Here is a 22,055-nt window from a genome sequence, read left to right as displayed (position 1 = left end):
ATCTGTTGGGACACGGCCCCTCTCCCGCAGGGTCCTGCGCGGTGGCGGTGTCATGCTGGTACGCATGCCTGAGCTGCGATCGAGGACGTCCACACACGGTCGGACGATGGCCGGCGCCCGGGCCCTCTGGCGGGCCACCGGGATGACCGACGACGACTTCGGCAAGCCGATCGTCGCCATCGCCAACAGTTTCACCCAGTTCGTGCCGGGTCACGTACACCTGAAGGACATGGGCGGCCTGGTCGCGGACGCGGTGGCCGAGGCCGGCGGCGTCGGTCGGGAGTTCAACACGATCGCGGTCGACGACGGCATCGCGATGGGGCACGGCGGCATGCTCTACTCCCTGCCCAGCCGCGAGCTGATCGCCGACGCGGTGGAGTACATGGTCAACGCGCACTGCGCGGACGCCCTGGTCTGCATCTCGAACTGCGACAAGATCACCCCGGGCATGCTGCTGGCCGCGCTGCGCCTCAACATCCCGACCGTCTTCGTCTCCGGCGGCCCGATGGAGGCCGGCAAGACGGCGGCGATCGAGGGCGTCGTGCACAGCAAGATCGACCTGATCGACGCGATGATCGCCTCGTCGAACGAGGCGGTCACCGACGACCAGCTCGGCGAGATCGAGCGCTCCGCCTGCCCCACCTGCGGCTCCTGCTCGGGCATGTTCACCGCCAACTCGATGAACTGCCTCACCGAGGCCATCGGGCTCGCGCTCCCCGGCAACGGTTCGACGCTTGCCACCCACGCCGCGCGCCGGTCGCTCTTCGTCGAGGCCGGCCGGACCGTCGTCGACATCGCCAAGCGGTGGTACGACGGCGACGACGACTCGGTGCTCCCCCGCACCGTCGCGTCCAGGGCCGCCTTCGAGAACGCGGTCGCCCTCGACGTGGCCATGGGTGGCTCCACCAACACGGTGCTGCACCTGCTCGCCGCCGCCCGCGAGGCGGAACTGGACTTCGGCGTCGCCGACATCGACGCCATCTCCCGCCGGGTGCCCTGCCTGGCGAAGGTCGCCCCGAACTCCCCGAAGTACCACATGGAGGACGTGCACCGCGCCGGCGGCATCCCCGCGATCCTCGGTGAACTGGACCGGGCCGGGCAGCTCAACCGGGACGTGCACGCCGTGCACTCCCCCTCGCTGGCCCAGTGGCTGACCGACTGGGACGTGCGCGGCGGCTCGCCGACGCCGGAGGCGGTCGAGCTGTTCCACGCCGCGCCGGGCGGGGTGCGTACCGTCGAGCCCTTCTCCACCACCAACCGCTGGTCGTCCCTGGACACCGACGCCGCCGAGGGCTGCATCCGCGACCGCGAGCACGCGTACTCCGCCGACGGCGGCCTGGCCATCCTGCACGGCAACCTGGCCCCGGAGGGCTGCGTCGTGAAGACCGCCGGGGTGCCGGACGACTGCCTGACGTTCCGCGGCCCGGCGAAGGTGTACGAGTCGCAGGACGACGCCGTCACCGCGATCCTCGCCAAGGAGGTCGTCGCCGGGGACGTCGTGGTGATCCGCTACGAGGGGCCCAAGGGTGGCCCCGGCATGCAGGAGATGCTGTACCCCACCTCGTTCCTCAAGGGTCGCGGTCTGGGCCGGTCCTGCGCGCTGCTCACCGACGGCCGTTTCTCCGGCGGCACGTCCGGCCTCTCCATCGGGCACGCCTCCCCCGAGGCAGCCTCCGGCGGGCTGATCGCGCTGGTCCGGGAGGGCGACGAGATCGTCATCGACATCCCGGCCCGGTCCATCGAGCTGAACGTGCCCGCCGACGAACTGGAGGCGCGGCGGGTGGCGGAGGAGAAGCGCGACAAGCCGTACACCCCGACCGACCGGCAGCGGCCGGTGTCGGCGGCGTTGCGCGCGTACGCCTCGATGGCCACCTCGGCCAGCGACGGCGCCTACCGCCGCGTCCCCGAGTAAGCGCCGCTTGATCGAAGCGACTTCGCCGATGTCGCGGTATCCCCACAACGGGATGCCACGACATCGGCGATCTCGTGTGTGGATCAAGGGCGCCGGGACACACGTGCGTCGACTACGCTGCGGGCTCGTTCCGCCGAACGGCGGCCAGCGGCGACGGATCCGGTTCGGTCCGATCGCAGCCTCACGGGGAGGACAGCCATGGTTCCTGCGCGCCTTCGAACACTCTCACGCCTGCTGACCACAGTCACCGTCGCGACGACGCTGGTGGCGGCGGCTCCGGTGCCGGCCGTCGCGGCGTCGAAGCCGACGATCGCCTTCTCCGACATCGCGTTCGCCACCGACCACGTCGACACCACCGGGGGCGGCACCACCGTCACTCTGAACTGGACGGTGACCGACACGTCGACCACCGCCCGCGACCTCAACGGCAGCATCTACGTGCAGGCTTACCAGGGCGCCACCGCGATCGGTCCGGTGGAGCAGGTCCGCTTCGCCCTCAACCGGGGCTGGCCCGTGGTTTCGCCGTACACCGGCGGGATCGCCAGCTCGTCGTACGCGTACGACTTCCTGGTGACCGAGTACGGCCCGACCGCGCCGGTGACCTACCGGGTCACGAAGATCACCGCGACCGACGATCAGGGCACGACGCGGACGCTCTCCGGCGACAAGATCAGTCCGGCCGCCGTGCTGAACGCCACGCAGACCCCGGACACCGCACCGCCGACGACGGAACATGTCTGGCTCGAATCGCCGACCAGGAACGTGGTCTACGACGACGGTTCCGGCGTGACCCTCCGATACGGCCTGTACGCCTTCGACGAGCCCGGCGCAGGCTTCTGGAAGGGTCGTATCGTGCTGGACGGCCCCGGCACGGCCGAGGTCGCGGCGCCGATCACCCTGACGAAGAACGACCAGGGTTACCTACTCTGTGGCGACAACCAGAACTGGGATATCTGGTACGTCATCTGCACCGTGCCGGTGACCCTGCCGGCCGGCAGCCCCACCGGCGACTGGACGGTGAAGTCGGTCAGCCTGACCGACCGCGCCGGCAACACGAAGCGCTACACCGGCATGGAGGCGCCGACGGTGCGGGTGACCCGCAACGAGGCCATCGACGCTACCGGTTTCGCGTTGAACCCGACGTTGCTGAACAACTGGCGCGAGTCGGCGACGACGACTCTGACCTTCAACGCGACCGGGGTCCAGGGCAAGCTGACCGCCACCACGGAGACCCGGGGCTGCTCGACCTGGAATCAGGTGCTGACCGAAGGCCCGGCGGGCACCTACGCGCTCCCGGCCGAAATCAACACATTGAACAGCGTCTGCACCATCGAGGGCATCCTGCTCACCGACGAGGCCGGCTCGGTCTCCGTGTACGGCGCGCACTACGGCCGGCCGGCACTCGGTCTGACGGCCACGCGGATGCCGGACACAGCCCGGCCGGTGGCGACGGCGGCCGCTTTGAGCAGCACCGAGGCCCGGCCAGGCGATGTGTTCAACGGCATCAGCATCCGCGTCACCATCGACGACGTCACGCTCGCTCCGATCGACGGCTACTCGACCACCATCTACAACTCCCTCGGCCACTCCGTCGGCGGTGCGAACGGTGGCATCCGGGTCGGGGCCGACGGACAGGTCTCGCTGTCGGTCTACTTCCGCGACCTGCCGCCGGGGACGTACACAGTAGGGTTCTCGCTCACCACCGCGGCCGGCAACACCGCCGGATGGGGCTACCCCAACGGGGGCAGTCCGGCGCCGTCCGGGCCGTTGGTGTTCACGAGCCTCCCTGCTGCCATCTGATCGACCCGACGTCGCCGATGTCGCGGTATCCCGTCCAATGGATACCGCGACATCGGCGACCGTGTGTTCATCAGGTGAGGTCGTTGACGGCGCGAAGCACCGGGCGGCGCGTCAGCGCGTCGACGTCCAGCGCGGCCTCGGACCGCACCATGAACGTGGCCGACTCACCCGGTAGCAGCGTGACCAGGGCCTTGTCGACGGATGCCGAGGCGTCCAGCCGGTCCGGGAAGAGGGTCAGGTCGCGCAGCACCGTGCGCGCCGTCACCCGGACCCGCTGACCGCCGTCGACCGGCTCGACCGTGGCGTCCCACGCCGCCGTCGGCCACTCGATCTCCCGGTCCTCGGCGAAGAACCACAGCGCACGCTCCGCAATGCCGCCGGCCTCCGCGACCAGCAGCTCACGACGGCTCTCGTCCGGCCGCGCCAGCTCCGCCGGCAGCGCCAGCACCACCGAGGAGTACGCCGGGACGTCCACCTCCACCGTCGTCTTCGCCCGAGGTTCACCGCTCAGGGTCAGCCGGGTCACCGGAACCGACGCCTGCCACGGCCGAGCGCTGTCGTTCACCGCGACCAGGGCCAGCCCACCGTCGCGGGGTTGCACGGTCAGCAGCCGGTCGGTGTACGCGTGGCGCAGCGCGTACCACAGGGGTTTGCGGCGGCCGTCGCCGTCGACGGCCGACCAGGAGGTCACCGGCCAGCAGTCGTTGAGCTGCCAGACGATCGTGCCGGCGCAGACGTCGCGATGGGAGCGGAAGTGCTCCACGCCGAGCTGGATGGCCCGCGCCTGGTTGAGCTGGGTGAGGTAGTGCCAGTCGTCGAAGTCGGCAGGTGCGGGCAGGTGGGCGTCCAGGCCCCGCTGGAGCTTGGCGTCACCGCCGACCGCCTTCTGGTGGTGGGCCATGCCCGGTGAGTCGGGCGCGAGCGGTTCGTCGCTCAACGCCCGGCGCAGGGTGGCGTACGCGGGTGGGCCCTGGTAGCCGAACTCGGCCACGAAGCGGGGCACGTACTCGCGGTACTTCGTGTAGTCGTCGGTGTTCCACACGTCCCAGATGTGGGTGGTGCCGTGCGCCGGGTCGTTGGGGTGGATGGTCTCGGTGCCCGACCAGGGGCTGCCCGGCCAGTACGGGCGGGTCGGGTCCAGCTCGCCGACGACGCGCGGCAGCACGTCGAGGTAGTAGCCGCGCCCCCAGGTGCGGCCCGCGAGGGATTCCTGCCAGTCCCAGTCGTGCCAGCCCCAGATGTTCTCGTTGTTGCCGGTCCAGAGCACCAGCGACGGGTGCGGTGTCAGGCGGGTCACCTGCTCGGCGGCCTCGGCGGCCACCTCGGTGGCGAACGGCTCCTCCTCGGGGTACGCGGCGCAGGCGAAGAGGAAGTCCTGTTGGACGAGCAAGCCGCGTTCGTCGGCGAGGTCGTAGAAGTCTTCCGACTCGTACCGGCCGCCGCCCCAGACGCGCAGCAGGTTGACGTTGGCGTCGGCGGCCTGGTCGAACCGCTCCGCGAGTCGCTCCCGGGTGATCCGGGTGGGGAACACGTCGTCGGGGATCCAGTTGACGCCCCGGACGAAGACCGGCACGTCGTTGACCGAGAGCGCGAACGGGGTGCCGTGCTCGTCGGGGGTGGTGTCCAGCCGGACCGAGCGGAAGCCGATCCGCCGGGACCAGGAGTCCAGGGTGTTCCCGTCCGGCGCGTGCAGGGCCACGTCCAGCAGGTGGCGGGCCTGCTCGCCGTACCCCCTGGGCCACCAGAGCGCGGGCTCGCGGACGGCGAGGGTCAGCACGGCCGTGCGCTGGCCGGCCTCGACGACGGCCTCGGCGCGGACGCCACCGACGGAGGCCCGGACGGTCAGTGGGACGTCGGCGGCCCGCTCGACCTCGACGTGCACCTCGACCCGGCCGTCACGGCCGTCGAGGGTGACCAGCGGACGGACGGTGGCCAGCCGGGCGGTGGACCAGGCATGCAGGCCGATGTCCTGCCAGATGCCGGCGGTGACCAGCGTCGGACCCCAGTCCCAGCCGAAGTTGCAGGCCATCTTGCGGACGAACTGGAAGGGCTCCGGGTACGCGTTGGGTCGGTCGCCGAGTCGGTTACGTTGCGCCTCGGCGTAGCGGTACACGGAGTCGAACGCGACGGTCAGCTCGTTGTCGCCGTCGCGCAGCAGCGCGCGCACGTCGAACCGGTAGCCGCGGTGCATGTTCTCGGTGCGGCCGACCTCGACACCGTTGACGCTGACGGTGGCGACGGTGTCGAGGCCGCCGCAGACGAGGTCGACCCGGTCGTGGTCACCGGCCGGCGACCGGAAGGTCGTCCGGTAGCGCCAGTCGGCGTGGCCGATCCAGGTCAGGGACAGCTCGTTGTCGTCGAGGTACGGGTCGGGGATCAGCCCGGCGTCGAGCAGGTCGGTGTGGACACACCCGGGCACGGTCGCCGGCACCGTCCGGTCGGCGATCCGCGCGGGCACGTCCGCCCCGGATGTCACCCGCAGCGTCCAGCCGTCGTGCAGGACCTGTCGGCTCACGATGCACCGCACCTTCGTGATCGAGACGTTAGCTGAACCGGATAAGCTCAGCCACCGTACGATCCGACCTCCGGGCTGTCAAAGACCGGTTGACGGCCCCCTCAGCAACCAAGGAGCACGCCGGTGAAGCGGCCGACCATCGCGGACGTCGCCCGACGCGCGGGGGTGTCCAAGGGCGCCGTGTCGTACGCGTTGAACGGGCAGCCCGGCGTCTCCGAGGCCACCCGGCAGCGCATCCTCGCCATCGCCACCGAGATCGGGTTCAGTCCCAGCAGCGCCGCGCGGGCACTGTCCGCCGCCACCGCCCGTGCCGTCGGCCTGGCCCTGTGCCGGCCGGCGCGGACGCTCGGCGTCGAGCCGTTCTTCATGGCGCTGATCAGTGGCGTGGAGGCCGAACTGTCGGCCCGCTCGTACGCGCTGACGTTGCAGGTGGTGGCCGACCACGACGCCGAGATCGCCGTCTACCGGCGGTGGTGGGGCGAGCGCCGGGTGGACGGGGTGCTCGTCTGCGACCTGCGCACCGACGATCAGCGCATCCCCGCGCTGGAACAGTTGCGCCTGCCGGCCGTCGTCATCGGTGGGCCGGGCGGCACCGGGGAGTTGGCCAGCCTGTTCTCGGACGACGCGGCGGCGCTGACCGAGGCGGTGGAGTACCTGGTCGCGCTCGGGCACCGCCGGATCGCCCGGGTCGGCGGCCTGCCCGACCTGCGGCACACCGAGATCCGTACCGACGCCTTCGCGGCGGTCTGCCAACGACTCGGTCTGACCGAGACCGTCACCGTCTTCTCCGACTACACCGGCGAGGAGGGCGGGCGGGCCACCCGACGACTGCTCAGCGCCACCGCGCGGCCCACCGCCGTTATCTACGACAACGACGTGATGGCCATCGCGGGGCTCTCGGTGGCCCAGGAGATGGGCCTGAGCGTGCCGGCCGACCTGTCCATCGTGGCCTGGGACGACTCGCCGCTGTGCCGGCTGGTGCACCCGCCGTTGACGGCGCTGGGCCGCGACATCTCCGCGTACGGCGCGCACGCGGCCCGGCACCTGCTCGGCGTCATCGCGGGCGAGCCGGCGACGCGGCTGCGGGACGAGACGCCGCAGTTGACCGCGCGGGGCAGCACGGCACCGCCCCGGCAGAGGTGAACCGGTTCATCACCGGTACGCCGAGGGAAACTCCTCGAAGTACGCCTCGACGCGCTCGGCGGTCGCCGGACGGGACAGCGCGAAGCCCTGCCCGTAACGACACCCCGCCCGGTGGGCTCCCTCGACCTGGGTGGGCGACTCCAACCCCTCCGCGACGATCTCCACGCCCAACCGCTCACCGACGTTGACCACCACGTCGATCAGCGGCGGCTGCCCCGTCGGCTCCGCCCCGACCAGGTCGGGACCCACCTTCAGCAGGTCGATCGGCAGTCGCCGCAGGTGGGCCAGCGAGGCGTGTTCGGGCCGGAAGTCGTCGAGCGCGGTGCGTACGCCAAGCGACCGCAGACCCGCCAGCCGGGCGACCACTGTCGACAGGTCGGCGGCGATCCTCGGCTCGGCCACCTCCACCACCAGGCGCTCCGGCAGCACCCCGTACGCGGCCAGGACCGCCGCCACCCGCTGCACGAAGTCGGGCGTGGTCAGCTCGCGGGTGGTCACGTTGACGGCCATCCACAGCTCCCGGGAGCCCGCGGACCAGGCGCTCAACTGGCGGCAGGCCCGGTCCAGCACCCACCACTCCAACTCGCCGACCAGATCCAGATCCTCGGCGACCGGCAGCAGCTCGGCCGGGAGCACCGTGCCGAGCACCGGGCTGCGCCACCGCAGCAGCGCCTCCGCGCCCACCGGCTGCCGGTCGGTCAGGTCGAGCACCGGCTGGTAGACCAGGTCCAGCTCGCCCCGGGCGACCGCGCCCGGCAGCTCACGTTCCAGGTCGAGCCGACGGACCAACTGCTCCTCCAGGAACGCGTCGTACCACTCGACCCGGTCCCGGCCCAACTGCACCGCCCGCCGCCGGGCCAGCTCGGCCTGGCGGAGCACGTCGGCCGGCCCCGCGCCACCCACCTCGGCCAGCCCGATGCTCGCCTGCACGCGCAGCACCGACCCGGCCAACCGGTACGGCGAGGTGAGCGTGGCCAGCAGCCGGGTGCCCAGCGCGTACGCCAGCACCGGCCCCGCACCGGTGACCACCGCGAAGCCGGCGCTGGCGCAGGCGGTCACCAGATCGCCGGGCGCGACGACCGCCCGCGCCCGCAGGGCCGCCTCGGCGAGCGCGTCCTCGCGGGCCACCGGACCCAGCCCCTCGATGCCATGCAGCTCCACCAGGAGCAGCGCGCCGGCCGGCGCGGGCACGTCGCCGATCGCGGCGAGGGCGGCGAGCAGGGCAGCCCGGTCGCCCGGCCCGTCGCCAGCCGGGCCGAGGCCGTGCCGCGACCAGGAGACACCCGTGTCGGGCCACGTCGCGTCGACGTCGGCCGCGGGAGTCAACGACCCGGCCGTCGGGGTCTCCCACGGCGGTTGCGGCTCCCGGCGGCGGATCGCGTGGTCGGTGGCCCGGCGGTGCGCGGCCTGCCGCTCGGGACCGCCCCCGTCACCGCCGCGCAGCAACTCCCGCAGCACCAGAGGTGGCACCGCTGCCAGGGCGAGCAGCAGACTCGTCCGGTCCGGAGCGCGACCAGAACCGAGGTGCAGGCCCGCCGCGAGCAGCAGCACCGACGCCGGGACCACCGTCCGGGGCCAGGTCGTGGCGGGCCGACCGGCCGACGACGTCGCACTGGCCGCCGCTACCGCGGATGTCGCGCCGAGGGCGGTCAGCAGCATGCCGAGCACCAGCGGCGGCACCGCGAGAAGCGGCGCGCGCCCCGTCGACGCGGGCGGCAGGATCGTCAACAGCGCCAACCCGGCCAGGGTGAGCAGGACGCCTCCCCGGCAGGTCGCGTGACCCGAGCGCCGCCCGGCGCCGGTGAACGCGCTGAGCGCGGCGTTGCCCAACCCCGCCAGCGCCAGCGCCCCGACCAGCCGGGCCGGCGCGCGGAGAGTGTCGACGGGCAGGAGCAACCACCCGGCGAGGGTCAGCCCGACCGTCGGGCCGGCCGCCTCGACCACCGTCCGTAGGCGGCCCCGCGAGGGCGTTCGCGCCGGAAGCCCGCGCAGCCCGGCCACGGACAGGACCGCGACGGTGAGCGACCCGAGCAACGCGACCGTGCGCTGCCGGGTGTCGACCAGCGGCAGCGCGGCAGCGACCCAGCCGGCCGCCACCACCGCCGCGTCGAGCAGGACCGCCGACACCCGCCACGAGCCGGTCGACGGCGGCGCGGTGGGCCGGCGGGCGGCCAGCCGGGAGAGTCGTACGCCGGCGAGGGTGGCGCCCGCGCCACCGGCCAGCGCGATCACCACCGGTGTCGGGACCACCGCGGCCGCGCCGGCGAGGACGAGCAGCGCCACGGCCGTGGACACGGCGGCCTCCGGGGCCGCCCGGCGGGGGACGAGAAAACGGAACGGGTACGCGAGGAGCACGGCGGTCGCCTTCGTGAGGGGGCACGGGGCGGTGCGGCGGTGCAGATGGTGCGGCGGTGGTGCGGTGGTGCGGGACGGCGGATGTTGCGAGTCCGCTGCCCAACACTGAGAAACGACCGGCGACCGGCTTGGTTACGCCTCGGCCATCGGCACGAAGCAGTGACCCATGTCACTGTACGGCGTACGGGCCTCCGTGACACCGCCCGCCGCGACCCCCGCCGACCAGGGGTGGGATCATCGCAGGGTGAGTACGCCCGACACGGTCCGCTTCCGTTTCAACCAAGCCATCCTGGTCGCCGCGGTCATCGCCTTCATCGGCGCCCTGCCGCTGGCGAACGCCCGGGCGTACCTGCTGCCGGTGCTGCTCGTCCCCCTCGGCGTCGGGGTGTGGGCCTGGCGGGCCGGCACCGACGCCGACCCCCGGGAGCTGCGCCTGCGGGCGCTGTTCGGGCAACGCCGGATCGGCTGGGACCACGTCGTCGAGTTCGCCACCGACGCACGCGGACGGGCCGTCGCCCGACTCGACGACGGCCGGCAGGTCGTCCTGCCGGCGGTACGCGGCACCGACCTGCCCCGACTGGTCTCGGCCACCGGCCAGACCCTGCCGGACGAGGCGGCCGAGACGCCCGGCGCCTAGGGCGTACCGCGACCGCCCGCCGGATCAGTAGCCGTCGACCACCCTGTTGGTGAGCGGTTCACCGGCGGCGAACCGTCGTACCTGCTCGCCGACCAGCCGGTACGCACGCGGCAGCAACCCCCGCACCGACCCCGCCACGTGCGGGGTGAGCAGCACGTTCGGCATCGTCCACAAGGGAGACTCGGCGGGCAACGGTTCCGGGTCGGTGACGTCCAGCGCGGCCGAGATCCGGCCGGTGGCCAGTTCGGCGACGAGCGCGTCGGTACGCGCCACCGGACCACGGGCCGCGTTGACCAGCAGCGCCCCGTCGGGCATCGCGGTCAGGAAGTCCTTGTCGATCAGACCGCGCGTCTGGTCGGTGAGCGGCACCAACACCACCACCACGTCGGCGTCGGGCAGCAGCCGCGGCAGCTCCGCGACGGCGTGCACCGACTGCTCCGGCCGGGCGCTGCGGGCGACGAGGGTGAAGCTCACGCCGAACGGCGCGAGCCGGTCGCGTACCGCCGTGCCGATCGAGCCGGCCCCGACGATCAGCACCCGCTTGCCGGTCAGCTCGTCCGTCGGCGTGTTGCCGTCGTACGCCCACCGCCGCTGCGCCTGCGCGCGGACGAAGGCGGGAAACGCCCGGAGCTGCGCCAGGATCGCGGTGACCACCCACTCGGCGGTGGACGGATCGTGCACCCCCCGGGCGTCGCAGAGGGTGACCCCGTCGGGCATCCGGCCGACCCAGGTGTCCGCCCCGGCGGAGAGCAGTTGCACCACCTCCACGTCGGGCAGCTCACCCAGCAGCGCGGTGGCGTCCGAACCGCTCAGGAACGGCGGCACCCAGAAGCGGACGTCGGCAACGGCGGACGGCAGGCGGTCTGCGTGTTCGGCGACCTCCACCGTCACGCCCGGGGGCAGCTCGCCGACGAGGTCCAGGCCGGCCCGGTGCGGAATCCATACCTTCACGTCCGCCGACGATAGCCGTCGCCACGACGGCCGGCGCGGGCACGGCGGAACCCCGCCCTCCGGGCGAGACGCGACACACTGGTTTTGGACCCGGCCACGGCGAGGTATAACCGAGGATCGGGGGCTCGGTCGGCCTCCACCCCGGCAGACAGGTGTTCGATGACCGACGGCTCCCCCGCCAGCGCGCGACGTTCGAACGCCTCACCTCCGGCGCTCGGCGACACGGCGCGCCTGCGCGCGCTCGCCGACACGGGGCTGGACGCGGCCCCGGACGAGGCGTTCGACCGGTTCGCCCGACTGGTCAGCGACCTGCTGGAGGTGCCGGTCGCGCTGGTCTCGCTGGTCTCCGCCGACCGGCAGTTCTTCCCGGGCGCGGTCGGTCTGCCCGAGCCGTGGTCGCAGCGGCGGCAGACCCCGTTGAGCCATTCGTTCTGCCAGCACGTGGTGGACACCGAAGTGCCGATGGTGCTGCCGGACGCCCGGCTCTACCCCCGCGTACGGGACAACCTCGCCATCGACGACCTCGGCGTCGTCGCGTACGCCGGGATGCCGTTGACCGACCTCTCCGGCCGGGTGCTCGGCTCGCTGTGCGCCATCGACAACAAGCCCCGGGCGTGGACCGCCGGACAGCTACGGACGCTGTCCGACCTCGCCGCAGCCTGTTCCTCGGAGTTGCGCCTGCGGATCGCGCTGGACGGCGCGCAGGAGGCGCGTCGTCGGGTCGTACGGGCGCACCAACGACTGGAACTGCTGGCCGGTGTCAGCGAGACGCTGGCCGGCACCCTGGACGTGGGCACGTCGCTGCGCCGGCTCACCGCCGCCATGGTGCCGCTGCTCGCCGACTGGTGCGTGCTCATCCTGGCCGGGCCGACGGGACAGCCCCGGGAAGTCGTCGCGGCGCACCGGGACCAGGCCCGGACGCCGGACGTCGACCGCTTCGCCGGGCTGCTGCGGACCGGCCTGAACCAGGAGTCGGTGATTCGCTCGGTGCTGCGGACCGGTCAGCCCCGGCTCGGTCCGGTGGCGTCGCCGGCCGACGTGGCCCGGGGCACCACGGACGCGGAGCTGCCGGCGATCGCCGAGCGGCTGGGCATCGCGTCGTACCTCAGCGTGCCGGTGCGGGCCGCCGGGGGCACCGTGCTGGGCGCCATCACCCTGGTCAACGCCCCCGGCCGCCAGCAGTTCGACGACCGCGACCTGCTCACCGCCGTGGACATCGGCCGCCGCGCGGGGCAGGCCATCGGCAACAGCTCGATGTACGGGGAGCAGCGGCACGTCGCCGAGGTCCTGCAACACAGCATGCTGCCGCGGCTGCCGCTCGTGTCGGACCTGGAGCTGGCGGCCCGCTACCAGCCGGCGGCCGAGCGGGTGGAGGTCGGTGGCGATTGGTACGACGCCTTCGTGCAGCCCGACGGCGACCTGATCGCGGCGATCGGGGACGTGGCCGGGCACGACATCGAGGCCGCCGCGACCATGGGTCAGCTCCGCAACCTGGTGCGCGGCAACGCGTTCGGCCGGCACGACGAGGTCGGGGAACTGGTGAGCCACCTGGACGAGGCGATCCGCGGTCTGCGACTGCCCATCGCGGCCACCGCCACGTTGGTGCGCATCCGCCCGGTGCGCTCCGGTGTCCGGGACGTGACGTGGTGCAACGCCGGACACCCGCCGGCCCTGGTGGTCCGCGCCGGCGGCGCGGTGGACGTGCTCGAGGCGACGCCGGAGCCGCTGCTCGGCCTGGCCCGGCCCACGCCGCGGACCAGCCGGTCGACGAGGCTCGCCCCGTCAGACACGCTGCTGCTCTACACCGACGGGCTGATCGAGCGTCGGGACCGGTCCATCGACGACGGGCTCGCCGAGCTGGTGGCCCGGTTGACCGGCACCGACACGCTGCCCTTGGACGAACTGTGCGACCTGCTGCTCGCCTCGATCGACCGCCGCGAGGACGATACGGCGCTGCTGGCGGTCCGGGCCCGCTGAGAGCAGCGGGTCCGGCCGGGCGGTCCGGCGGGCTACCCTGGGCCGGGTGAGAGCCCGTCCCCCGTACCCTCGCGTCCGCCGCCTCCGGGCGGTCCTCGCGGCGTCCTGCGCGGCGCTGCTGTTCGCCTCGGGTTGCAGCTTCGGCGAGCCGGAACCCGACCCGGCGGGTGAGCCACCCAACCTGCCGACCCCGTCGGCGTCGGCGAACCCCGGCGGCGCGGACCGGCAGGCGGTGACCACCGTGCTGGCAAAGGGGCTGCGCGTGCCGTGGGCCATCGCGTTCCTGCCCGACGGCGGCGCGCTGGTCACCGAGCGGGACACCGGCCGGATCCTCCAGGTGGGCCCGGAGTCCGGCCCGGACGGGCTACGGGTCCGGGTCGTGCAGACGATCAACGATGTGGCGGCGGCGGGTGAGGGCGGCCTGCTCGGCATCGCCGTCTCCCCCGGCTACGCCCAGGACCGGACGGTCTTCGTCTACTACACCGCCGAGCAGGACAACCGGGTCGCCCGCCTGCAGATCGGAGGGCAACCCACCCCGATCCTCACCGGCATCCCGAAGGCGAACGTGCACAACGGCGGTGGGTTGGGCTTCGGGCCGGACGGGCAGCTCTACGTCAGCACCGGTGACGCGGGCGAACGACCCAACGCGCAGGACACCAAGAGTCTCGGCGGCAAGATCCTGCGGATCACCACCGACGGCAAGCCCGCGCCGGGCAACCCGTTCCCCGGCTCGCCCGTGTGGTCGTTCGGCCACCGCAACGTGCAGGGCTTCGCCTGGGACGCGGCCAAGCGCATGTACGCCGTGGAGTTCGGCCAGAACACCTGGGACGAGGTCAACCAGATCACCAAGGGCGGCAACTACGGCTGGCCGGAGGTCGAGGGGCAGGCCGGCGACAAGCGCTACACCGACCCGATCGCGCAGTGGGCGACGTCCGAGGCGTCCTGCTCCGGGCTGGCCGCCGCGGACCGGCTGCTGGTCACCGGCTGCCTGCGCGGCAAGCGGCTCTGGGTGCTGGAGCTGACCGACACCGGCACGCTGCTCGGGCAGCCCAGCGAGCTGTTGACCAACCGGTACGGGCGGCTGCGTGCCGTGGCCGCCGCGCCCGACGGCTCGCTCTGGGTGAGCACCTCCAACCACGACGGGCGGGGTGATCCGGCGGCGGACGACGACCGTCTCCTGCGGGTGGTCTTCGCCGGCGGTGACGGCGGCCGCAGCTGACCTGCGTCACCTTCCGCCCAGGTTTGCCAAGATCCCTCGACGGGCAGGTCAGAATCTCAGCATGGACGGGCAACGCGACGAGCGGCACGGCGACGCCGAGGACCGGGACGACCCGGTGACCGGTGGCGAGCCGCCGCGCCCGACCCGCCGGCGGATCGGTCGTCCCGGCGGACCGGTGCGGCGCACGGGCACGATCCTCGCCGTGCTGGTGGTGGCCCTGGCCGGGGCGGTGCTCGGCGTGCTGGCCGGTGGTCGGGTGGACACCGACATCGGGCCGTTCCGGGCCAACCTCACCCTCTCGCCCGCCGGCGACGGCGGGACGACCATCGACGTGCCGCCGCTGGGCGCGCTGCTGATCGACAGCCACAGCGGCCCGACGCACCTCACCGTCCGGCTCGGCGCGCTCGACCAGGGACGCACCGAGGCGCTGCTCGACGACCCGGCGAGCATCAGCCGGGCCAGCCAGAGCGCTGTGGAGGACGTGCGCTCCGGGGTGATGCGGCTCGGCCTGCGTACTCTCGCCTCGGCGGTGCTGGTCACCCTCATCCTGGCCGCGTTGGTCTTCCGGGACGTGCGGCGTACGGCGTGGGCGGGCGGCTTGGCGCTGCTGGTCACCGCCGGCAGCCTCGGCACGGCCGCCGCGACGCTGCGCCCACAGGCGATCGAGGAGCCACGCTACGAGGGTCTGCTGGTCAACGCGCCGGCGATCGTCGGTGACGCCCGCCGCATCGCCAACGACTACACCAAGTACGCCGAGCAGCTCCAACGCATCGTGGGCAACGTCAGTCAGCTCTACACGACGGTGTCGGCGTTGCCGGTGCTGGACCCCGCGCCGGGCACCACCCGGGTCCTGCACGTCTCCGACATGCACCTCAACCCGACCGGCTGGCAACTGATCCGCACGGTGGTGGAGCAGTTCGGCATCGACGTGGTCATCGACACCGGCGACATCACCGACTGGGGCAGTGAGCCGGAGGCGTCGTTCGTCGGCTCGATCAGCCTGCTCAAGAAGCCGTACGTGTTCATCCGGGGCAACCACGACTCGGGTAAGACCGGCGCCGCGGTGGCGCGTCAGCCGAACGCGATCGTGCTGAACAACTCGACGACCACGGTGGCGGGGCTGACCATCGCCGGCATCGGCGACCCGCGCTTCACCCCGGACAAGAACACCTCGCCGGCCGGCAGCGGGTTGACCCAGGAGGTGGCGGACCAGGTGATCGGCGCGGGTGAGCAGCTCGCCGCGACGATCCGCAACTCGCCGCGGCCGGTCAACATCGCCCTCGTGCACGACCCGGCGTCGGCCGGGCCGCTGGCGGGCACCTGCCCGTTGGTGCTGGCCGGACACACGCACGCCCGGCAGGTCTCCAAGCTGCCGCAGGCAGCCGGTCAGCAGCCCACCACCCTGTTCGTGGAGGGCTCGACGGGCGGGGCCGGGCTGCGCGGCCTGGAGGGCGAGAAGCCGACCCCGCTGTCGATGAGCGTGCTCTACTTCGACCAGCAGAAGATGCTCCAGGCGTACGACGACATCACCGTCGGAGGCACCGGCCAGGCCCAGGTGAACCTGGAACGCCACATCGTGCAGGACCCGAACGCCGGCACGCCCGCCTCGGTCACCCCCACCCCGACCCGCTGAGCGCGGGCCGGGGCGTAGCGGGTCAGCGCAGGGCGACGGCGGCCAGGGCGGCGTTGACGATGCTGCCGGGCAGCAGGTCGTGCAGCTCGTACAGGTCGGCGACGCTGCCGGACTGGCCGAACTCGTCCACCCCGAGCGGCACCGCCGGAGCGCCGAGCGCCGAACCGAGCCACGCCATCGCGTGCGACGCCGCGTCGTGCACGGTCACCACGGGCACCCGGTCGGCGAACGCGGACCGCAGCGCGCCGGGCACGCTGGGCACGGTGGCCGTGCGGACGCCCTGACGCAGGGTGCGCTGCCAGGCCCGGTAGAGCCGGTCCAGGCTGGTCACATCCACCACGTGCGCGGCGATGCCCTCCTCGGCCAGCTCCGCGGCGGCGGCCAGCACCTCCGGCAACACGGCGCCGGAGGCGGCGAGCTGCACCACCGGCGCGTCGGCCAGGTGCGGGTACGCCTGGTGCGCGTCGACGAGCCGGTACGCCCCGGCGACCACCTGCCGGCGCAGCACCGCGTCGCCGAGTCGGGCCCGCGCCGCCTCGAACGGCGCCTGGTCCAGCGGACGGGTGCTGAGCCGGAAGTAGTACGCGCCGTCCTCGGCGGGAGCGGCCGTCGCGGCGGGCCTGGATCCGCCGGCGATCTGACCCAGCGCGTCGCAGAGCAGCCAGTCGAGACTGCCCGCGTACGCCGGCTCGACGAACGTCACGCCGGGCAGCTCCAAGCCCACCGAGGCGGTGATCGTGGACTGGTGCGCGCCGCCCTCGGGGGCCAGGGTGATGCCGGACGGGGTGCCGGCCACCACGAACCGCGAGCCGGAGTACGTGCCGTACAGGAACGCGTCCAGGCCCCGCAGCACGAACGGGTCGTAGACCGTGCCGACCGGCAGCAGCGGCTGCCCGGAGAGGTCCCAGGAGAGGCCGAGCTGACCGAGCAGCAGGAACAGGTTCATCTCCGAGATGCCCAGCTCGATGTGCTGCCCGGTCGGGCTCTCGGTCCAGCGCAGCATCCGGTCCTCGGTCCAGGAACGCTGCTCGGTGGGTGCGAACACCCCGGTCTTGTTGATGAACCCGGCGAGGTTGGTCGAGGTGGCCACGTCCGGGGCGGTGGTGACCAGGTAACGGCCGACCTCCCGGTCCCGCGCCAGGTCGACGAGCACCCGACCGAACACCTCCTGCGTGGAGATGGGCTTGTTGGCGCGTACTCCCGTGCTCTCCGGAACGGTGACCCCCAGCGCGCGCTCGCGCGGCGCGCGGGACAGCGACTCACGGCGGGCGCCGGCCCGGATGCCGGCCTCCGACGCCGGGTCGAGGCGGTCCCACTCGGTCTCGGCGGTCAACCCGTGCGCGGCGCGCAGCGCGTCGACCTGCTCGGTGCTGAGCAGCGCGGAATGGTTGCGCGGATTGCCGGCGATGGGCAACCCCCAACCCTTGACGGTGTACGCGAAGACGACGCTGGGCCGGTCGGTGACCGCGTCGCACTGGGCGTAGGCGTCGAGCATCGCGGACAGGTCGTGCCCGCCCAGGTCGGTGACGAGCGGGCCGAGGTCCTCGTCGGTGATGCCCTCGATCAGCTCGGCGATGCGGGCCGGCGCGCCGTCCAGGAACTGCTTGCGCAACGCGTCGCCGGCCAGCCCGAACAGCGACTGGTACTGCTCGTTGGGCATCGCGTCGATCCAGTCGCGCAGCGCCTCGCCACCGGGCCGGGCGTACGCCTCGGCGAGCTTGCGGCCGTACTTGACCTCCACAACGTGCCAGCCGGCCGCCTCGAACTGGCCGCGCCACTGGTTGATCCGGATGCCGGGCACCACCCGGTCCAGCGACTGCCGGTTGAAGTCGACGAGCCACATCACGTTGCCCAGGCCGGTGGTGGCGGGGTCGGCCACCGCCTCCCAGATGTTGCCCTCGTCCAGCTCGGCGTCGCCGATCAGCGCCACGAACCGGGAGTGCGGGCGGGCCCCGAAGTGGGCGTCGACGTACCGACGGGTGGCGGCGGCGAAGAGCGGCGCCGCCGCGCCCAGACCGACCGAGCCGGTGGAGAAGTCCACCTCGTCGGGGTCCTTGGTGCGCGACGGGTACGACTGGAGGCCACCCCGCTCCCGCAGGCGGGGCAGGTAGGAGCGGTCCAGGTTGCCCAGCAGGTACTGGATGGCGTGGAACACCGGGGAGGCGTGCGGCTTGACGGCGACGCGGTCCTCGGCGTCCAGGTGGGCGAACCACAGCGCGGTCATCGCCGTGACGAGCGAGGCGCTGGACGCCTGGTGACCGCCGACCTTCACGCCGTCGCCGGTGGCCCGGTCGTGGTTGGCGGCGTCCACGATCCGGGTGGCGAGCCAGAGCACCCGCCGCTGGATCTCGTCGAGGACGGCAAGGTCGTGCTGGGTCACGGTGGCTCCATTCGGGCGTCGACGCCGGGACGCGGGGTGGCCGCGTGTCGACAGGGGTGAGGAGAAGGCCGCCGCCGGGTCGCGGCGGCGGCCTGTTCCGGGTGGGGTCTCAGCCCTGGACGCCCAGGCGCTCCAGGATCAGCGTGCGGACCGCTGCGGCGTCGGCCTGACCACGGGTCGACTTCATCACCGCGCCGACCAGGGCGCCGGCTGCCGCCACCTTGCCGCTACGGATCTTGTCGGCGATGCCCGGGTTGGCGGCGATGGCCTCGTCCACGGCGGCGGTGAGCGCGCCGGTGTCCGAGACGACCTCCAGGCCACGGCTGGTCATGATCTCGGTGGGCGAGCCCTCACCGTCGACCACGCCCTCCAGCACCGTACGGGCCATCTTGTCGTTGAGCTTGCCCGCGTCGACCAGGCCCTGCAACTCGGCGACCTGCGCGGGGGTGGCGCCGACGTCGGCCAGTTCCACGCCGCTCTCGTTGGCCCGCCGGGACAGCTCGCCCAGCCACCACTTGCGGGCCGCCGCCGGGGTGGTGCCGGCGGCCACGGTGGCCTCGATCAGCTCGACCGCTCCGGCGTTGAGCACCGACTGCATGTCCAGGTCGGACAGGCCCCACTGCTGCTGGAGCCGACGCCGGTGCACCCGGGGCAGCTCCGGCAGGGCGGCCTTCAGCTCGGCGACCCAGGCCGGGTCCGGGGCGACCGGCACGAGGTCCGGCTCCGGGAAGTACCGGTAGTCGGTCGCGGTCTCCTTCGAGCGGCCCGGCGTGGTGTCGCCGGTGTCCTCGTGGAAGTGCCGGGTCTCCTGGGTGATCCGGCCGCCCGCGTCGAGCACCGCCGCCTGCCGCAGCATCTCCGAACGGACCGCCCGCTCCACCGACCGCAGCGAGTTGACGTTCTTCGTCTCGGTACGCGTGCCCCACTCCTGCCCCGGCAGGTTGAGCGAGGTGTTCACGTCGCAGCGCAGCGAACCCTCCTCCATCCGCACGTCCGAGACGCCGAGGGTACGGATCACGTCGCGCAGCTCGGCGACGTACGCCCTGGCCACGTCGGGGGCGAGCGCCCCGGTGCCCACCACGGGCTTGGTAACGATCTCGACCAGCGGGATGCCGGCCCGGTTGTAGTCGACGAGCGACTCGGTCGCGCCGTGGATCCGCCCGGTGGCGCCGCCGACGTGCAGCGTCTTGCCGGTGTCCTCCTCCAGGTGCACCCGCTCGATCTCGATCCGGACCGTCTCGCCGTTCACCTCGACGTCCAGGTAACCGTCGACGCAGATCGGCTCGTCGTACTGGCTGATCTGGAAGTTCTTCGGCATGTCCGGGTAGAAGTAGTTCTTGCGGGCGAACCGGCACCACTCGGCGATCGAGCAGTTCAACGCCAGACCGATCCGGATGATCGCCTCGATGGCGGCCTTGTTGGCCACCGGCAGCGACCCGGGCAGGCCCAGGCACACCGGGCAGACCCGGGTGTTCGGCTCGCCACCGAAGTCGGTCGGGCAGCCGCACCACATCTTGGTGTTCGTGCCCAACTCGACGTGGGTCTCCAGGCCGATCACCGGTTCGTAGCGCGCGACGACCTCGTCGTACGCGGGAAGCGTCGTCGTCATCTGGGCTCCTGCCTCACAGTGCCGGTGGGGTGAACGTGCCGACCGCGGACTCCAGCGCGGCCGCGACCCGGTACATCCGGTCGTCGGCCATCGTCGGGGCCATCACCTGAAGGCCCACGGGCAGCCCCTCGGACAGGCCGCAGGGCACCGAGATGCCCGGACCGCCGTACAGGTTGGTCGGGATGGTGAACAGGTCGGCCAGGTACATCTGGTACGGGTCGGCGGTGCGCGCGCCGATCGGGAAGGCCGTGAACGGGGTGGTCGGCGAGATCAGCGCGTCGACCCGCTCGAACGCGGCCGTGAAGTCCCGCGTGATCAGCGTACGGACCTTCTGCGCCTGCCCGTAGTACGCGTCGTAGTAGCCCGACGACAGCGCGTACGTGCCGACCATGATGCGGCGCTTCACCTCGGGGCCGAAGCCGGCCTCGCGGGTCAGCGACATGACCTCCTCCAGCGACCGGTTGCCGTCGTCGCCGACCCGCAGGCCGAACCGGACGCCGTCGAACCGGGCCAGGTTCGAGGAGCACTCGCTCGGCGCGATCAGGTAGTACGCCGGCAGCGCGTACGCGAACGTCGGGCAGGAGACCTCCACGACCTCGGCGCCCATCTTGGTCAGCGCGTCGACCGACTCGCGGAACGCCGTCATCACACCCGGCTCGGCGCCCTCGCCGACGAACTCACTGACGATGCCGAGCCGCACGCCGGTCAGGTCGCCGGTCGCGCCGAGCTTCGCCGCCGCCACCACGTCCGGCACGGGCTGCGGGATCGACGTCGAGTCCATCGGGTCGTGCCCGCCGATCACCTGGTGCAGCAGGGCCGCGTCGAGCACGTTGCGGGCGCACGGGCCGGGGGTGTCCAGCGACGAGGAGAACGCCACCAGGCCGTACCGGGAGGTGCCGCCGTAGGTGGGCTTCGCCCCGACGGTGCCGGTGACCGCGCCGGGCTGGCGGATCGAGCCACCGGTGTCCGACCCGATCGCCAGCGGCGCCTCGTACGCGGCCAGCGCGGCGGCGCTGCCGCCACCCGAGCCACCCGGGATGCGGCTCAGGTCCCACGGGTTGTGCGTCGGGCCGTACGCCGAGTACTCGGTGGAGGAGCCCATCGCGAACTCGTCCATGTTCGTCTTGCCCAGCATCACCGTGCCGGCGGCGCGCAACCGCTGCACGATCGTCGCGTCGTACGGGGGGCGCCAGCCTTCGAGGATCTTCGAGCCGACGGTGGTCGGCACGCCACGGGTGGCGAGCACGTCCTTCACGGCGACCGGCACGCCCGCGAGCGGGCCCAACTCCTCGCCGGCGGCCCGGCGCTCGTCCACGGCACGGGCCGCGGCGAGCGCGCCGTCGGTGTCCACGTGCAGGAACGCGTGCACCCGGTCATCGACCGCGGCGATCCGGTCCAGGTGCGCCTGGGTCACCTCGACGGCGGAGGTCTCCCCGCCGGCGACCAGGGCGGCGATCTCCGTCGCGGTCATTCTGGTCAAATCACTCATGCCGTCACTCCGCTTCGCTCCGCGACGCCATGAGGCACCACAGCGCTGCACTGTTGATTCGCTCGCTGGCGCCCGCTCATGACGCAACGTCCTCGCTCAGAATCCGGGGTACGCGGAACCGCTGGTCCTCGGCGTCCGGCGCGCCCGACAGCGCCTCCTGCGGGGTCAGGCACGGCGTGACGACGTCCTCGCGGAAGACGTTGGTCAGCGGCACCGAGTGCGAGGTCGGCGGGATGTCCGCGGCGGCGACCTCGCCGACCTGGGCGACCGCCTGGAGGATCACGTCGAGCTGGCCGGCGAACGTGTCCAGCTCCTCCTCGGTGACGGCGAGCCGCGACAGGCGCGCCAGGTGCGCGACCTCCTCGCGGGAGATGGCGGCCATCCGTGCCCCCTTCTGATGTCCTGCTGGTCGGGCGGTGTGCCGGCCGCGCGGCG

General features: G+C 72.8%; 14 protein-coding genes. 7 read left to right on the top strand and 7 right to left on the bottom strand.

All coding sequences use genetic code 11. From position 1 onward, the window contains the following. The first annotated feature begins 64 nt into the window (after positions 1-64). Both ilvD and ACTFTM_RS07375 read left to right on the top strand, forming a co-directional pair. Positions 65-1,912: a dihydroxy-acid dehydratase gene (gene ilvD, locus ACTFTM_RS07380; protein WP_449565090.1), complete on the top strand. Its 1,848-nt coding sequence runs from the start codon at positions 65-67 to the stop codon at positions 1,910-1,912. 198 nt (positions 1,913-2,110) lie between these two features. Then, a complete protein-coding gene (locus ACTFTM_RS07375; RefSeq protein ID WP_449565089.1) occupies positions 2,111-3,712 on the top strand; it encodes a hypothetical protein in 1,602 nt (533 codons plus the stop codon). Positions 3,713-3,782: 70 nt separating this feature from the next. Here ACTFTM_RS07375 and ACTFTM_RS07370 read toward each other — a convergent pair whose 3' ends face one another. Continuing rightward, positions 3,783-6,227 (bottom strand): glycosyl hydrolase 2 galactose-binding domain-containing protein, encoded by a 2,445-nt coding sequence (locus ACTFTM_RS07370; RefSeq protein WP_449565088.1) that lies wholly within the window; start codon positions 6,225-6,227, stop codon positions 3,783-3,785. A gap of 123 nt (positions 6,228-6,350) precedes the next feature. Between ACTFTM_RS07370 and ACTFTM_RS07365 the strand changes: the two genes are divergently transcribed. Next, a complete protein-coding gene (locus ACTFTM_RS07365) occupies positions 6,351-7,370 on the top strand; it encodes a LacI family DNA-binding transcriptional regulator (protein WP_449565087.1) in 1,020 nt (339 codons plus the stop codon). Positions 7,371-7,379: 9 nt separating this feature from the next. On the opposite strand, the gene ACTFTM_RS07360 is transcribed toward ACTFTM_RS07365, so the two are convergent. Further along, positions 7,380-9,725 (bottom strand): EAL domain-containing protein, encoded by a 2,346-nt coding sequence (locus ACTFTM_RS07360; protein WP_449565086.1) that lies wholly within the window; start codon positions 9,723-9,725, stop codon positions 7,380-7,382. A gap of 244 nt (positions 9,726-9,969) precedes the next feature. Here ACTFTM_RS07360 and ACTFTM_RS07355 point away from each other — a divergent pair, with 244 nt between their 5' ends. After that, positions 9,970-10,362, top strand: coding sequence for a PH domain-containing protein (locus ACTFTM_RS07355; protein WP_449565085.1), 393 nt, complete (start codon positions 9,970-9,972; stop codon positions 10,360-10,362). A gap of 24 nt (positions 10,363-10,386) precedes the next feature. Here ACTFTM_RS07355 and ACTFTM_RS07350 read toward each other — a convergent pair whose 3' ends face one another. Beyond that, positions 10,387-11,313: a 2-hydroxyacid dehydrogenase gene (locus ACTFTM_RS07350; protein ID WP_449565084.1), complete on the bottom strand. Its 927-nt coding sequence runs from the start codon at positions 11,311-11,313 to the stop codon at positions 10,387-10,389. 159 nt (positions 11,314-11,472) lie between these two features. Here ACTFTM_RS07350 and ACTFTM_RS07345 point away from each other — a divergent pair, with 159 nt between their 5' ends. The 3 genes from ACTFTM_RS07345 (at position 11,473) to ACTFTM_RS07335 (ending at position 16,142) form a co-directional block, all read left to right on the top strand. Next, positions 11,473-13,290, top strand: coding sequence for a SpoIIE family protein phosphatase (locus tag ACTFTM_RS07345; protein WP_449565083.1), 1,818 nt, complete (start codon positions 11,473-11,475; stop codon positions 13,288-13,290). A 46-nt stretch (positions 13,291-13,336) separates the two neighbouring features. Continuing rightward, positions 13,337-14,509, top strand: a complete 1,173-nt coding sequence (locus ACTFTM_RS07340; protein ID WP_449565082.1) for a PQQ-dependent sugar dehydrogenase — start codon at positions 13,337-13,339, stop codon at positions 14,507-14,509. Between the two features lie 61 nt (positions 14,510-14,570). Further along, on the top strand, positions 14,571-16,142 hold the full coding sequence (locus tag ACTFTM_RS07335; protein WP_449565081.1) for a metallophosphoesterase: 1,572 nt from the start codon (positions 14,571-14,573) through the stop codon (positions 16,140-16,142). Between the two features lie 22 nt (positions 16,143-16,164). Here the strand turns inward: ACTFTM_RS07335 and ACTFTM_RS07330 are convergent, their stop codons facing one another. The 4 genes from ACTFTM_RS07330 to gatC form a co-directional block, all read right to left on the bottom strand. Beyond that, complete coding sequence (locus ACTFTM_RS07330; RefSeq protein WP_449565080.1) at positions 16,165-18,522, bottom strand: transketolase-like TK C-terminal-containing protein; 2,358 nt, start codon at positions 18,520-18,522, stop codon at positions 16,165-16,167. Between the two features lie 109 nt (positions 18,523-18,631). After that, positions 18,632-20,131 (bottom strand): Asp-tRNA(Asn)/Glu-tRNA(Gln) amidotransferase subunit GatB, encoded by a 1,500-nt coding sequence (gene gatB, locus ACTFTM_RS07325; RefSeq protein WP_449565079.1) that lies wholly within the window; start codon positions 20,129-20,131, stop codon positions 18,632-18,634. Between the two features lie 13 nt (positions 20,132-20,144). Next, on the bottom strand, positions 20,145-21,620 hold the full coding sequence (gatA, locus tag ACTFTM_RS07320) for an Asp-tRNA(Asn)/Glu-tRNA(Gln) amidotransferase subunit GatA (RefSeq protein WP_449565078.1): 1,476 nt from the start codon (positions 21,618-21,620) through the stop codon (positions 20,145-20,147). A 76-nt stretch (positions 21,621-21,696) separates the two neighbouring features. Continuing rightward, positions 21,697-22,002, bottom strand: a complete 306-nt coding sequence (gene gatC / locus ACTFTM_RS07315; RefSeq protein WP_088991147.1) for an Asp-tRNA(Asn)/Glu-tRNA(Gln) amidotransferase subunit GatC — start codon at positions 22,000-22,002, stop codon at positions 21,697-21,699. Positions 22,003-22,055 lie beyond the last annotated feature (53 nt).

This window comes from Micromonospora sp. RB23 (assembly GCF_053585025.1).
Note: the sequence above shows the minus strand (reverse complement) of the source record. Positions and strands in the feature narration are given on the sequence as shown.

What these genes read in the sequence shown, in the direction of transcription:
- ilvD (WP_449565090.1), top strand. Translation starts at nt 65, where the DNA reads ATGCCTGAGCTGCGATCGAGGACGTCCACACACGGTCGGACGATGGCC.
- ACTFTM_RS07375 (WP_449565089.1), top strand. Translation starts at nt 2,111, where the DNA reads ATGGTTCCTGCGCGCCTTCGAACACTCTCACGCCTGCTGACCACAGTC.
- ACTFTM_RS07345 (WP_449565083.1), top strand. Translation starts at nt 11,473, where the DNA reads ATGACCGACGGCTCCCCCGCCAGCGCGCGACGTTCGAACGCCTCACCT.
- ACTFTM_RS07335 (WP_449565081.1), top strand. Translation starts at nt 14,571, where the DNA reads ATGGACGGGCAACGCGACGAGCGGCACGGCGACGCCGAGGACCGGGAC.
- gatB (WP_449565079.1), bottom strand. Translation starts at nt 20,131, where the DNA reads ATGACGACGACGCTTCCCGCGTACGACGAGGTCGTCGCGCGCTACGAA.
- gatA (WP_449565078.1), bottom strand. Translation starts at nt 21,620, where the DNA reads ATGAGTGATTTGACCAGAATGACCGCGACGGAGATCGCCGCCCTGGTC.
- gatC (WP_088991147.1), bottom strand. Translation starts at nt 22,002, where the DNA reads ATGGCCGCCATCTCCCGCGAGGAGGTCGCGCACCTGGCGCGCCTGTCG.